The 14019-nt window shown below is 63.3% G+C and carries 14 protein-coding genes and 1 riboswitch; of the genes, 5 read left to right on the top strand and 9 right to left on the bottom strand.

Annotation, left to right across the window (positions count from 1 at the left end):
* Positions 1-9 precede the first annotated feature (9 nt).
* The 4 genes from ACPYOI_RS15745 to ACPYOI_RS15730 are packed head-to-tail and all read right to left on the bottom strand — an operon-like array spanning position 10 to position 3491.
* Positions 10-930 carry an ABC transporter permease gene (locus ACPYOI_RS15745; protein WP_481414572.1) on the bottom strand — a complete coding sequence of 307 codons (921 nt, stop codon included), beginning with the start codon at positions 928-930 and terminating at the stop codon, positions 10-12.
* Between the two features lies 1 nt (position 931).
* On the bottom strand, positions 932-1780 hold the full coding sequence (locus ACPYOI_RS15740; protein WP_481414571.1) for an ABC transporter permease: 849 nt from the start codon (positions 1778-1780) through the stop codon (positions 932-934).
* Complete coding sequence (locus ACPYOI_RS15735) at positions 1780-2361, bottom strand: ANTAR domain-containing response regulator (protein ID WP_481414570.1); 582 nt, start codon at positions 2359-2361, stop codon at positions 1780-1782. Before ACPYOI_RS15735 ends, ACPYOI_RS15740 begins: the two co-directional genes overlap by 1 nt.
* On the bottom strand, positions 2358-3491 hold the full coding sequence (locus ACPYOI_RS15730) for a transporter substrate-binding protein (protein WP_481414569.1): 1134 nt from the start codon (positions 3489-3491) through the stop codon (positions 2358-2360). The genes ACPYOI_RS15735 and ACPYOI_RS15730 overlap by 4 nt, the downstream gene beginning before the upstream one ends.
* Positions 3492-3739: 248 nt before the next feature.
* Positions 3740-3851: riboswitch (TPP riboswitch) on the top strand.
* 93 nt (positions 3852-3944) lie between these two features.
* On the opposite strand from ACPYOI_RS15730, the gene thiC reads away from it, so the two are divergent.
* The 5 genes from thiC to ACPYOI_RS15705 are packed head-to-tail and all read left to right on the top strand — an operon-like array spanning position 3945 to position 8329.
* Positions 3945-5771 carry a phosphomethylpyrimidine synthase ThiC gene (gene thiC / locus ACPYOI_RS15725; protein WP_481414568.1) on the top strand — a complete coding sequence of 609 codons (1827 nt, stop codon included), beginning with the start codon at positions 3945-3947 and terminating at the stop codon, positions 5769-5771.
* Between the two features lies 1 nt (position 5772).
* The gene (gene thiO / locus ACPYOI_RS15720) at positions 5773-6741 is read left to right on the top strand and encodes a glycine oxidase ThiO (protein WP_481414567.1); all 969 of its coding nucleotides are present in this window, start codon (positions 5773-5775) and stop codon (positions 6739-6741) included.
* Positions 6738-6935: a sulfur carrier protein ThiS gene (thiS, locus tag ACPYOI_RS15715; protein ID WP_481414566.1), complete on the top strand. Its 198-nt coding sequence runs from the start codon at positions 6738-6740 to the stop codon at positions 6933-6935. Before thiO ends, thiS begins: the two co-directional genes overlap by 4 nt.
* Before the next feature lie 3 nt (positions 6936-6938).
* Entirely contained in the window at positions 6939-7712 is a 774-nt protein-coding gene (locus ACPYOI_RS15710) for a thiazole synthase (RefSeq protein WP_481414565.1), read from the top strand.
* Complete coding sequence (locus ACPYOI_RS15705) at positions 7709-8329, top strand: thiamine phosphate synthase (protein ID WP_481414564.1); 621 nt, start codon at positions 7709-7711, stop codon at positions 8327-8329. Before ACPYOI_RS15710 ends, ACPYOI_RS15705 begins: the two co-directional genes overlap by 4 nt.
* A gap of 29 nt (positions 8330-8358) precedes the next feature.
* Here the strand turns inward: ACPYOI_RS15705 and lpdA are convergent, their stop codons facing one another.
* The 5 genes from lpdA to ACPYOI_RS15680 form a co-directional block, all read right to left on the bottom strand.
* Positions 8359-9756, bottom strand: coding sequence for a dihydrolipoyl dehydrogenase (lpdA, locus tag ACPYOI_RS15700; RefSeq protein WP_481414563.1), 1398 nt, complete (start codon positions 9754-9756; stop codon positions 8359-8361).
* 3 nt (positions 9757-9759) lie between these two features.
* Entirely contained in the window at positions 9760-11013 is a 1254-nt protein-coding gene (locus ACPYOI_RS15695; RefSeq protein WP_481414562.1) for a dihydrolipoamide acetyltransferase family protein, read from the bottom strand.
* 3 nt (positions 11014-11016) lie between these two features.
* Positions 11017-12030 carry an alpha-ketoacid dehydrogenase subunit beta gene (locus tag ACPYOI_RS15690; protein WP_481414561.1) on the bottom strand — a complete coding sequence of 338 codons (1014 nt, stop codon included), beginning with the start codon at positions 12028-12030 and terminating at the stop codon, positions 11017-11019.
* Between the two features lies 1 nt (position 12031).
* The gene (locus tag ACPYOI_RS15685; protein ID WP_481414560.1) at positions 12032-13264 is read right to left on the bottom strand and encodes a thiamine pyrophosphate-dependent enzyme; all 1233 of its coding nucleotides are present in this window, start codon (positions 13262-13264) and stop codon (positions 12032-12034) included.
* A 65-nt stretch (positions 13265-13329) separates the two neighbouring features.
* A partial coding sequence (locus ACPYOI_RS15680) for an acyl-CoA dehydrogenase family protein (RefSeq protein WP_481423014.1) occupies positions 13330-14019 on the bottom strand: 690 nt, incomplete at its 5' end.

Here is a 14019-nt window from a genome sequence, read left to right as displayed (position 1 = left end):
TTTGCTCGGTTATTGCGCGCGGATGCGCGGATCGATGAAGGGCGCGACGACGTCGGCAAGCAGGTTGCCGAGCACGATCGCCAGCGCCGAGACCAGCGTCACGCCCATGATGATCGGCACGTCGACCTGCTGGATGGCTTGCCAGGCGAGCTGACCGATGCCCGGCCAGCCATAGACGGCTTCCACCACCACCACGCCGCTCATGAACTGGCCGATATCGATGCCGATCATGGCGATGATCGGCAGGATGGCATTCGGCAGCGCGTGCCGGAAGAGAATGCGCCGCGAGGAAAGGCCTTTCGCACGGGCGGTGCGGACATAGTCCTGATTGAGAACGTCGATCATGGCGGAGCGCACCATGCGGGCGTACCAGCCGGCGCCGAGAACGCCGAGGGTCACGGCCGGCAGGACGACATGGTTGACCGTACCGAAGCCCGACATCGGGAACCAGCCGAGCGTGGCGGCAAAGACGTAGAGCAGGAGCAGGGCGACGACGAACTGCGGCGACGAGACGCCGACGAAGGACAGCATCATCACCGTGCGGTCGACAAAGCCGCCTCGCTTGACTGCGGCGATGACGCCGAAGGTAAGACCGAGCGCAACTTCGACGAGAATGCCGGCCGCCATCAGGATGAGCGTGGCGGGCAGGCGCGCGACGATCAACGGCAGTACCGCGGTCTTCTGTGTATAGGAGCGCCCGAGATCGCCGTTGATGAGCCCGCCGAGATAGTGGAGGAACTGGACGACGAGCGGCTGGTCGAGGCCCAGTTCATGGCGGATGGCTGCGACCGTCTGCGGCGTCGCACTGCGGCCCGCGATCAGCACGGCGGGATCGGCCGGCAGCGCGTAGAGCAGCAGGAAGGTGATGACGGCGACGCCAAGAAGAATGAGAACGGCCTGCACCAGCCGGCGAAGCATCAGGAACGCCATCTCAACCTCTCCCGCGCTGCGTCGGATCGAGGATGTCGCGGAGTGCATCGCCGACGAGATTGAAGGACAGCGCCGTCGCCAGAATGACGGCGCCGGGGATGAACACCAGCCAGGGCGCGTCCTGGAAATAGCTCTGGCTTTCGAAGATGATGTTGCCCCAGGACGGCTGCGGCGGCTGAACGCCGATGCCGAGGAAGGAGAGTGTCGCCTCCAGAAGCACGGTCGTCGCAATGCCGAGCGTTCCCCAGACGATGGCCGTGGGTATCAGGTGGGGCAGGATATGCATGAAGAGCACGCGCAGATGACCGGCGCCGAGTGAGCGTTCAGCCATGATGAAGTCGCGCTCGGCAAGGCCGCGTGTCTCGGTATAGACGATACGCGCGACCTGCACCCAGTTAACGAGCGCAATCACCATCGCGACGATCCATAAACTGGGCTTCAGGAGGGCTGCGAGCACGATCGCCAGCAGCAATGCGGGAAACGCCATCATCAGGTCGGTGAAGCGCATCAGCACGCTGCTTGCGAAGCCGCGGACATAGCCTGCGACGATGCCGATGAAGAGGCCGATCGTGACGGCAATGCCATTTGCCACGAGGCCGATGACCAGCGAGGTTCGGGCACCAAAAAGCAGGCGGGAAAAGAGGTCGCGGCCGAGCGTATCCGTGCCGAGCAGGAACTGTCCGCCCGGCGGCAGCGGCGCGCCCTCCAGCGACAGGCCGTCGAACATCTGCTCTTCCGGGCTGAAAGGTGCTATCAGCGGCGCGGCGATTGCCATCGTCACCACGACGACGACGACCACGAGGCCGATCAGGGCTGCAGGCTGGCGCAGCATGGCTTTGAGTACTCGCATCAGCCAACCTCCGGCAATGGTTCGGCGCCGCCGAGAATGAACGCGGCGATCTGCTCCATCGGCAGGCGCCGGCGCATGGCGCAATCGCGCAGGATCGCATAGGCGCGTTCCTCGTCGAGCCCGCGGGCCGTCATGAGTTTCTCAACGGCGGCATGGACCAGCGGACGAAGCCGCACGCGCTCTTCCAGATATTGCAGCCGTTCGGCATTGTTCTTGCGCTCCTGATAGATGGAGACGGCCATGACGAGCGCGGGATAGACGGCCGATGTTGCGATCGGCTTGGCGATGATTGCTCCAGCACCTTTTTCGAGTGCCCAGGCAATGCGGCCCGGTGCTTCGGAACCGAGCAATGCGACGACCGGGCAGGCCGGATTGGCGCCCGTCCATGGCAGGAGGTCGTCCCAACCCTGATCGGCATCGACAATCACGATCTGAGGGAGTTCGGCGGCGGAAAGCGGAGCCCACTGCAGCGTCGCGCGAATGCCAAGCAGGCGCAGTTGCCGGATCAGCCTTTCGGTGTTGCCATCTTCGCGGTGGATAATCGCGGCATGCCAGCCTGTAAAATTAGGGGTCTCTCTCATGACACCACCCGCAGCTTCGGCGGCGCCTGCTTGTCGCGCCTGGTGAGATAGGGGTCGGCGGCGAGCGGCGGGCGCGAGGCGATGACATCGAAGCCGTTGTTGGGATTGATGCGGCCGAGATGGAAGGGCAGCGCCGCATGATTGGTTTCGGGATCGATCGACAGCGCGCCGAATAGCGTCGGCCAAGTATTGGCGTAGAGTTCTCGGCGTACCGACGGGGGATCGTCGCTGCCTGCGGCGAGGATAGCTTCGGTGCAGAGCTTGACGGCTGTATAGGCACTGGCAAAGACGCTCGAGACGCGCCGTACACGGCCATATCGCTGAGCGACTCGGACTTTGAACGCGGCGTTCTCCGGCGTACCAAGATTGTCGAAATAGGAAGCGGCGCAAAGCTGCCCGACTGCCGCGCCGGCCGCGATTTCATCCAGCTCGCATTCCATCAGGTCGCAGCTGACGACCGGGCAATTTTCAGCACGGAATGCCGGGTCGCGAACCCCAAGCTGTTTGATGGCCTCCAGGAAGGCGTAACTAGAGGGGCCGATCAAATTGTTGAGAATGAAGCTCGGGCGGCGCTGCTCGATGTCCGCGACGATGCGCTCGACAGCCGTTTCCTCGAGTGGCAGGTAGCGCTCGCCGAGAACCTCGCCGTCGGCATTGCTGATAAGTTCGCGGGCGAGACGGTTCATCTCCCAGCCCCAGACGTAGTTCGCTCCAACGAGGTAGGGGCGGGCGCCGAATCGCGGGATGAGATGGTCGAAAAGCGGGATCAGATGCTGGTTCGGACAACCGCCGACATAGATGACATTCTCGTTGGCCTCGAAGCCCTCATAGGGGCACATGTACCAAAGGAGGCCATCGTGTTTTTCCACAAGCGGAATGACTTCCTTGCGGGCGGCAGACGTGATCGTACCGACGATGTGGCGGCATCCGGCACGCAGCAGGTGGCGGGCGCCTTCGAGATAGGCAGAAAGATCGGCGTGCGGATCGAAGAAGACCGGCTCGATCGTTTGCCTGCCTGCCGCGGCGAGCTCCTCCATCGCAAATTCCGCGCCGTCGCGCGCATCGCGGCCCATCGACCCGTAAGGGCCGGTCGTGGAGAAGAGGATGCCGATCTTCAACGTTTTATCCATGCGGAATCCAAAAAACAAAAAACCCCACGACGCGGTCCCATCGGTTGATGGGGCGTCATGAGGCGAAACTGCCCAGCGACTATCGAGGTCATGTAAGCGCGGAGGCAGTGCCTAATCCACAGGCGTGAATAAAATACCGGCAGTTCGGCTTGTCAAGGGCAGCGAGAACACGACTCATGGTTTTGTTGTCGAGGCAGGCAAGATGTTCCATTCGTCTTGACACCAGCGGCGCCCGATCCTAACCTTCACGCATTCACCAGGGGGGTCCCGGCAAGGGGCTGAGATACTGCTGACGTGCGCAGTGACCCGTTGAACCTGATCCAGTTCATACTGGCGTAGGGACGGTGCGAGCGCTCGAAAGGCTTTGGATTCCGCCAAGGAATCCGTGCCGGCGTCTTTCCATCATTCCGGCTGAGGACTGGGTCTCCAAATCGCAACTTGGAGCCTCAAACCATGAATATTGCCGCAAAAATTCCCACCCCGACCGTCACAACCGGCCCGCTGCCGGCATCGCGCAAGATTTACGTTCCGGGGGAGATTCACCCCGATATCCGGGTGCCGATGCGCGAGATCAGCGTTCACCCGACCTCGGGCGAGCCACCGGTCACCGTCTACGATTCCTCCGGCGCCTATACGGTCGAGGGCGCCGATATTCGCATCGAGGAAGGCCTGCCACAGCTTCGGCGGGACTGGGTCCTCGCCCGCGGCGACGTCGAGGCCTATCAGGGCCGCGATGTGCGCCCCGAAGACAACGGCTTTGCCAAAGGCGAACGTTTGACGCCCGAGTTTCCCGCCAAGCGCCAGCCGCTGCGCGCAACGAATGGCAAAGCGGTCACCCAGCTCGCCTATGCGCGCGCCGGCATCATCACGCCGGAGATGGAATTCATCGCCATCCGCGAGAACCTCGGCCGCAAGGCACAGAAAGAGGCCATGGTGCGTGATGGCGAGAGCTTCGGAGCCCATATTCCGGATCACGTCACGCCGGAGTTCGTCCGCCAGGAAGTGGCGGCAGGCAGGGCGATCATTCCCGCCAACATCAACCATCCGGAATCCGAGCCGATGATCATCGGCCGGAACTTCCTGGTGAAGATCAATGCCAATATCGGCAACTCCGCCGTCACCTCGTCGATGGCGGAAGAGGTAGAAAAGATGGTCTGGGCCGCGCGCTGGGGCGCCGATACCGTCATGGACCTTTCGACCGGCCGCAACATTCACAACATTCGCGAATGGATTATCCGCAACTCGCCTCTGCCGATCGGCACCGTGCCGCTCTACCAAGCGCTGGAGAAGGTCGAAGGCATTGCCGAGGACCTGACCTGGGAAATCTACCGCGACACGCTGATCGAGCAGGCGGAGCAGGGGGTCGACTACTTCACCATCCATGCCGGCGTCCGGCTCCACTACATTCCGCTCACCGTCAACCGCGTGACCGGCATCGTCTCGCGCGGCGGCTCGATCATGGCGAAGTGGTGTCTGCATCACCACCGCGAGAGCTTCCTCTACGAACATTTCGAAGAGATCTGCGATATCTGCCGCGCCTATGACGTCTCCTTCTCGCTGGGCGACGGCCTGCGCCCGGGTTCGATTGCCGACGCCAACGATGCCGCGCAGTTCGCCGAGCTCGAGACCCTTGGCGAACTCACGAAGATAGCCTGGGCGAAGGACTGCCAGGTCATGATCGAAGGGCCCGGCCACGTGCCGATGCACAAGATCAAGGAGAACATGGACAAGCAGCTCGCCGTCTGCGGCGAAGCGCCCTTCTATACGCTGGGGCCGCTGACAACCGACATCGCGCCCGGCTACGACCACATCACCTCCGGCATTGGGGCGGCGATGATCGGCTGGTTCGGCACGGCGATGCTCTGCTACGTTACGCCGAAGGAGCACCTTGGCCTGCCGGATCGCAACGACGTCAAGACCGGCGTCATCACCTATAAGATCGCCGCCCATGCAGCCGATCTCGCCAAGGGGCACCCGGCCGCTCAGGTGCGCGACGACGCGCTGTCGCGCGCCCGTTTCGAATTCCGCTGGGAGGACCAGTTCAACCTCTCGCTCGATCCCGAAACGGCACGTTCCTTCCACGATGAGACGCTGCCGAAGGAGGCGCACAAGGTCGCGCACTTCTGCTCGATGTGCGGCCCGAAATTCTGCTCGATGCGGATCTCGCATGACATCCGCGCCGAAGCGCAGAAGGAGGGCTTGGACGCTATGGCGGCTCGCTACCGGGACGGCGGCGATCTCTACATGCCGGTCGATGGCATCAAGCCTTCGGACGGCTGACATGCGCATGCTTGTCAAAGGGGCCGGCGTTGCCGGCCTCACGGTGGCCCATGAGCTTCGCACCCGCGGAGCCGAGGTTACCGTGTTCGACCAGTCTCCGGGATTCCGCCGTGCCGCATCGTGGCTGGCCGGCGGAATGCTGGCGCCCTGGTGCGAGCGGGAAAGTGCGGAGGAAGCTGTGCTCGTGCACGGCCTCGACGCAGCCGACCGGTGGGATGCGATACTGCCGACGGAAGTTCGAAGGAACGGCACGCTCGTGGTGGCGCCCGCGCGCGACCAAAGCGAGTTGCAACGCTTCGCTAGCCGCACTTCAGGTTACGAGTGGCTTCGTGAAGAGGATATTGCCTCGCTGGAACCGGCGCTTGCCGGGCGCTTCAGGCAAGGTTTGTTCTTTTCCCGCGAAGCGCACCTCGACCCGCGCCGAGCGCTGACGATGCTGCGAGAGAAACTGACGATGCAGGGTGTGTCGTTCGTCGGCGAGTGCGCTGACGAGCGCGGCTTCGACGACTGTGTCGACTGCACCGGCGCTGGGCAAATCGGAAAGACGGAGGGCCTGCGAGGCGTCCGCGGCGAAATGCTCTACCTCCAAACCCATGAGGTGACGCTCGACCGTCCGGTTCGTCTCCTGCACCCTCGCATTCCGGTCTATGTCGTCCCCCGTGGCGGCGGGCTTTTCATGATCGGTGCCACGATGATCGAGACCGAGTTCGATGGTCCGGTCTCGGCGCGCTCGTTGATGGAATTGCTGAACGCCGCCTATGCGCTGCACCCCGCGTTTGCCGACGCAACGGTTGTCGAAACCGGCGTCGGCATCCGGCCCGCCTTTCCCGACAACTTCCCCCGCGCGACCCGCGAAGGAAAGGCAGTCGTTGTCAACGGTCTCTATCGCCACGGCTTTCTGCTCGCACCGGCGATGGCCGCCAAAGCCGCGGATCTTGTCTTCAACCCAACTGGAAGGAATGCCCCATGAGACTGATCGTCAATGGTGAGCCTCAGGATATCGCCGCAACGACGCTCTCCGAAGTGCTGACGCTGATGGAATACGAGGGCGATTGGCTGGCGACCGCCGTCAATGGCGAGCTCGTTCACCGGGAGGACCGCTTGGCCCACAGCCTCAATGAGAACGACAGGATAGAAGTCCTGACGCCGATGCAGGGAGGCTGACCGATGCTGAACCTATACGGAACCGATGTTACGTCCCGCCTACTCCTCGGCACTGCCCGCTATCCTTCGCCGGCTATCCTTTCCGAGGCGGTGAAGCGATCGGGAACGGAGATCGTGACGGTCTCGCTGCGCCGGGAAGCCGCCGGCGGCCGAAACGGCGGCGCGTTTTTCGAGATGATCAGGGCGCTGGACGTGCGCGTGCTGCCCAATACCGCAGGCTGTCATGGCGTCTCGGAAGCGGTGCTGACGGCCAAGATGGCGCGCGAGGTGTTTGGAACCAACTGGATAAAGCTCGAGGTGATCGGCAATCACGATACGCTGCAACCCGATGTGTTTGGGCTCGTGGAGGCTGCGCGCATTCTCTCGAGTGAAGGCTTCGAAGTCTTTCCCTATACGACTGACGACCTCGTCGTTGCGGAACGGCTGATCGAAGCGGGCTGCAAGGTCCTGATGCCCTGGTGCGCGCCGATCGGGAGCGCCGCCGGGCCGCTCAACCCCTCCGCGCTTCGTGCGATCAGAGCGCACTTCCCCGATATACCGCTCATCGTCGATGCAGGCATCGGCCGGCCGTCGCATGCCGCAATGGTCATGGAACTCGGTTTCGATGCCGTGCTTCTGAACACCGCGGTCGCCGGTGCCGGCAACCCCGTCGAGATGGCCGATTCCTTCGCCAAGGCGATTGAGGCCGGAAGACTGGCATTCGGCGCCGGCATGCTGGAACCGCGCGACATGGCCGTGCCCTCGACCCCGGTTATCGGGAAGGCGGTGTTCGCATGAGGCTCGACCCCTTCTACCTGATCGTTGACAGCGCCGAGTTGATCGCTCGTCTCGTGCCGCTGGGCGTTAAGCTTGTTCAACTGCGCATCAAGGACCGTACGGAGGCGGAGATCCGCGTTGAGATCCGTACCGCAAAGGCGATCTGCTCCGCATATGGCTGCCAGCTGATCGTCAACGACTATTGGAAACTGGCAATCGACGAGGGATGCGATTTCCTCCATCTTGGCCAGGAAGACCTTGCTGAGGCCGATCTCAACGCGATCCGTGCGGCTGGCCTGAAGCTCGGCCTCTCGACCCATGACGAGGCTGAACTGGAGGCGGCGCTGGCGGCGGAGCCAGACTATGTCGCCCTCGGCCCCGTCTATCCGACGATCCTGAAGCAGATGAAATGGGCGCCGCAAGGCCTGGAACGGCTGCGTGAATGGAAGGCGCGGATCGGCAGCCTGCCGCTCGTCGCCATCGGCGGTCTCAATATCGATCGCATCGACGGCGTCTTTGCGCATGGCGCAGACAGTGCGGCCGTGGTGACGGACATCACGCTGCATACTGATCCGGAGGCACGTACCCGGCAGTGGCTGGAAGCCACGGCCAGATGGAGAGCCGCATTGCCCTCGTGACCGCAGCAAGGTACGCGGCTTAGCCGCGTCTAGATGTGCAACGCGTGGCCAAGCGCCTTGAGGGCGGCCTCCTGCACGCCTTCGCTGCGCGTCGGGTGGGCGTGGATCGTTCCTGCGATATCCTCGAGCCGCGCGCCCATTTCCATGGTGTGCGCGAACATGGCTGAAAGCTCGGAGACGCCGACGCCGACAGCCTGCAAACCGAGCACGAGATTGGTATCGGTTCGTGCCACGACGCGCACGAAGCCGTCTTCCGAATGCATCGTCATGGCGCGGCCATTGGCATTGAAGGGAAACTGGCCGACGCGGACGTCATAGCCCTGCGCGCGCGCCTCGCCGGGAGAAAGGCCCGCCGTCACGATCTCCGGGTCGGTGAAGCAGACTGCGGGGATGCAGCGCTTGTCCCAGGCGCGTTTACGCCCGGCGACGATCTCGGCCACCATTTCGCCCTGCGCCATGGCGCGATGGGCAAGCATCGGCTCCCCGGTGATATCGCCGATCGCATAGACGCCCCGCATTGAAGTTCGGCAGTGATCGTCGATGCGCAGGTAGGGTCCCGAACGATCGAGGTCCAGTTCCTCCAGTCCCGATCCCGAAGTTCTGGGCCTTCGTCCGACGGTGACCAGAATACGATCGGCGGGCAGCTGTTGTTCCTGGCCATCCGCTGTCTCGACCGCCAGCGCGCCGCCGTCGCCGGAGAGCCCTTTTGCCTTCGCCCCTGTCAGTATGCGGATGCCGAGTTCCCCCAACTTTCGCTGGACGGGGCGTACGAGATCAGCGTCATATTGCGGCAGGATCTGCGGCATGGCTTCGACGACGGTCACTTCGGAACCCAGCTTGGCAAAAGCAGTGCCGAGCTCGAGGCCGATATAGCCGGCGCCGACAACCACGAGCTTTTTCGGCAGTTCGGTCAGCGACAGCGCTTCGGTGGAGGAAATGACGCGGCCACCGAAGGGAAGGGCACTGAGTTCCACCGGCGCCGATCCGGTGGCGATGACGACGGTTTCGGCGCGGATGATCTGCGCGCCGGTCTCCGTTCCAACCTCGACGGTCTTGCCGTCGCGAAAGGTCGCCCGCCCATGAACCACCTTTACCTTGGCCTTTTGCAGCAGCGCCGAAACGCCGCCGTTCAGGCGGCCGACGATGCCGTCCTTCCACGCGATGGTCTTCGCAAGGTCGATGGCAGGATCCGCGACCCGGATGCCGATCGGGCTCTTGCCATTCGTCATGCTGCGCACGGCGGCAAATTCGTCCGCCGCATGGATAAGCGCCTTCGAGGGGATGCATCCGACATTCAGGCAGGTGCCGCCCGGCTTGCTTTCCTCGACGATCACCGTGTCGATGCCGAGTTGTCCTGCGCGGATGGCGCAGACATAGCCGCCCGGGCCGGCGCCGATGACGAGCAGCTTGCAGACGATCTCTTTCATGTCTCAGCCTTCAATGAAAATCAGTGCTGGCGTCTCGAGCAGCGTGCGGATGCGCTGGACGAAGGTCGCGGCATCCCATCCGTCGATGATACGGTGGTCGAAACTCGAGGAGAGATTCATGATTTTTCTCGGCACGAACTGCGTGCCGTCGAAGATCGGGCGGACGGCGATCTTGTTGACACCGACGATGGCAACCTCGGGGTGATTGATCACCGGCGTCGAGACGACGCCGCCGAGAGCGCCGAGCGAGCTGATGGTTATGGTCGAGCCGCTGAGCTCGTCGCGCGTCGCCGTGCCGGCGCGTGCGGCTTCCGCTAGCCGGCTCATCTCACCGGCGCAATCCCAGACGCTGCGCGCCTCGGCATGGCGGACAACGGGAACCATGAGTCCTGCCGGTGTCTGCGTCGCAATACCCATATGGACGGCACTGTGACGCGTGAGAATGCCTGCATGGTCGTCGAACGTGGCGTTGAAATTTGGCTGCTCGGCTACCGCCTTCACGATTGCTCGCATCAGGAAAGGCAGAACAGTCAGTTTCGGTTGCTCCGGCTTGCGATTGCTGTTCATGGTGGCCCTGAGCTCTTCCAGCGCCGTCACGTCGATTTCCTCGACATAAGTGATGTGCGGAATGCGGGAGGCCGCGACAGACATTTTCTCAGCGATGCGGCGCCGAAGACCCGTGAGCTTGATCTCTTCGGTTGCGGTCTTCCTTGCAGGTGCTACCGGCGCCGGAGAGGAGGCAGCGCCGCGGGCGACGAACTGGTCGATGTCTTCGCGCAGAATCCGGCCTACGGGGCCGCTTCCCGCCACCTGCCTCAGGTCGACGCCATGCTCCCGGGCAAATAGCCGTACCGCCGGGGACGCCAGGGGTTTTTCCGCCAGCGTTGCGGTCGCTTCGCGAGGAGCCGCCGGCTGCTTTTCTGCCACTGGCATTGCCGGTTCGACAAGCCGCAGCGGCTGGACAGGCTTCGGAGGCGCTGGAGCGGGTGCCGCCGCCTTGTCCTCGCCGCCTTCCCCCGCAGTCTCGATGCGAACCAGTGGCGCCTTCACAGCGATCTTGTCGCCGATCTCGGCTCCGAGCCAGACGACAGTGCCGGTCACTGGCGAGGGGATCTCGACCGTAGCCTTGTCGGTCATCACGGCGGCGATCACCATATCCTCGCGCACCGGATCGCCGGCCTTGACGTGCCATTCCACGAGCTCTGCCTCGGCCACGCCTTCGCCGACGTCAGGCATCTTGATCACGAATTCGCCCATGGCTCAGGCCTCCAAGACTTCGGTAAGCGCCCGTCCGACGCGGCCGGGCCCGGGGAAATAGTCCCATTCCTGCGCATGCGGGTAAGGCGTGTCCCAACCGGCAACCCGAACAACGGGCGCCTCCAGATGGTAGAAGCAATGCTCCTGCACGAGCGCTGTCACTTCGGCGCCGAAGCCGGAGGTGAGCGTTGCCTCGTGGACGACGACGCAGCGCCCGGTCTTCGACACGGACTGGACGATGGTATCGAGGTCGAGCGGCAGCAGGCTGCGCAGGTCGATCACCTCGGCATCGATGCCGGTATCTTCGGCAGCTGCCAGAGCCACATGCACCATGGTGCCATATGCGATCACCGTTACCGCCGATCCGGTCCGGCGCACCTCTGCCTTGCCGATCGGGATCGTGTAGTGCCCCTCGGGAACGTCGCCAAGTTCGTGTTTCGACCATGGCGTGACCGGGCGTTCATGGTGGCCATCGAATGGGCCGTTGTAGAGCCGCTTCGGCTCCAGGAACATCACCGGATCCGGATCCTCGATCGAAGAGATGAGCAGGCCCTTGGCGTCATAAGGATTGGAGGGCACCACGACCTTCAGTCCACAAACATGGGTAAACAGTGCCTCCGGGCTCTGGCTATGCGTCTGCCCGCCGAAGATTCCGCCGCCCGTCGGCATGCGCAGCACGATCGGGCAGGTGAAATCGCCGTTCGAGCGGTAGCGGATGCGGGCCGCCTCCTGCGTGATCTGGTCGTAGGCCGGGTACATGTAGTCAGCGAACTGGATCTCGACGCAGGGCTTCAGCCCGTAGGCTGCCATGCCGATTGCGGTGCCGACGATCCCGGACTCGCTGATTGGCGCGTCGAAACAACGAGTCTTGCCGTATTTTGCCTGAAGCCCCTGTGTGCAGCGGAACACGCCGCCGAAATAGCCGACGTCCTCGCCGAAGACCACGACGTCGTCGTCGCGTGCCATCGAAACGTCCATGGCGCTGCGCACGGCTTCGATCATTGTCATTCTTGCCATGTCAGTACCCGGCCTTCTGCCGCTGGCGGCGAATATGCGGGGGCATCTCGGCGTAGACACCCTCGAAGATGTCGCGCACGGAGGGCTTGCCGCCCGCATGCAGCGTGCCGTGATGTTCCGCCTGCTTCTGCGCCTCGATCACCTCGTCCATGATCTCGGCCTCCGCCTGGAGATGGCGCTCTTCGGACCAGGCGCCCCTGACGATGAGATGCTTCTTCAACCGAAGCACAGGATCTCCGAGCGGCCAGGCCTCGGACTCGGTCTTCGGGCGGTAGGCGCTCGGATCGTCCGAGGTCGAATGGGCGCCGACGCGGTAGGTGACATACTCGATCAGCGTCGGACCGAGATTGCGCCGGGCGCGCTCGACCGCCCACTGGGCAACGGCATAGACCGCGAGATAGTCGTTGCCGTCGACGCGGAGTGCCGGGATGCCAAAGCCAAGGCCGCGGGCGGCGAAGGTTCCAGAACCGCCGCGTGCGATGCCCTGGAAGGTCGAGATCGCCCACTGATTGTTGACGATATTGAGGATGACCGGCGGTTTGTAGGTGGAGGCGAAGACGAGCGCCGAATGGAAGTCGGATTCAGCGGTCGATCCATCGCCGATCCAGGCGGCGGCAATGCGTGTGTCTTTCTTGATGGCGGAGGCCATTGCCCAGCCGACCGCCTGAACGTATTGCGTCGCCAGATTGCCGGAAATGGTGAAGAAGCCGTGCTCCTTCGAGGAGTACATGATCGGCAATTGCCGGCCGTGCAGCGGATCAGCCTCGTTGGAGTAGATCTGGTTCATCATCTCGACCATCGGATAGTCGTCGGCGATCAAAAGACCCGCCTGCCGATAAGTCGGAAAGTTCATGTCCCCCTTGCTAAGCGCCTTTCGAAAGGCGCAGCTCACGGCCTCTTCGCCGAGATGCTGCATGTAGAAGGACGTCTTGCCCTGGCGCTGCGCCATCAGCATGCGGGCGTCGAAGGCGCGAAGCTTCATCATGTTGCGGAGACCGGTGAGCAGTTCCTCGTCGGAAAGCATGCCGGCCCACGGACCCACCGCCTCTCCCTCGCGATTGAGGACGCGAATGATCGAGTAGGCGAGATCGCGGATATCCTCGGGCGCGACATCGACCTCGGGGCGCGGCACCGCGCCCGCTTTGGCGATCTTGACGTTTGAAAAATCAGGCTGGCCGCCCGGACGGACGGCGGGTTCTGGGACATGCAGGCTCAGTTGAGCGGCTTGCGTCATATGGTCTCGTTCCTCCCTTTGCCGCCCCGTTCCGCTCCTCCCGGAAACAGGACGGCCCGTGTTTGCTATAGATTGCGTGCAATCACCATGCGCTGCACGTCACTGGTTCCCTCGTAAATCTGGCAGATGCGGACATCCCGGTAGATACGCTCGACCGGATAGTCGGCCATGTAGCCGTAGCCTCCGTGGATCTGGATCGCGTCGGAGCAGACGCGCTCGGCCATTTCGGAGGCGAAGAGCTTCGCCATAGATGCTTCCGAAAGGCAGGGGAGCCCGTTTTCACGCAGCTCGGCCGCATGGAAAACGAGGTTGCGTGCTGCCTCGATCTGCGTCGCCATGTCGGCCAGGCGGAAGGCGACCGCCTGATGTTCGATGACAGGCTTGCCGAAGGCTATTCTCTCCCGGGCATAGTCACGCGCCGCCTCGAAGGCCGCGCGCGCCATGCCGACCGCTTGCGCGGCGATGCCAATCCGTCCGCCCTCGAGGTTTGCGAGCGCGATACGGTACCCTTCGCCCTCCTCGCCGAGCCTGAGCTCCACGGGGATGCGCATGCCGTTGAAGGCGATCTGGCAAGTGTCGGTGGAATGCAGGCCAAGCTTTTCCTCGACGCGGATGACCTCATAGCCGGGCGTGTCGGTCGGCACGATGAAGGCAGTGATGCCCTTCTTGCCGGCCTCGGGATCGGTGACGGCGAAGACGATGATCATCTGGCCGTTTTTGCCTGACGTGATGAACTGCTTGGCGCCGTCGATGAC

The sequence above is a fragment of the Rhizobium sp. SVR5-2C genome, from assembly GCF_056755115.1.
Note: the sequence above shows the minus strand (reverse complement) of the source record. Positions and strands in the feature narration are given on the sequence as shown.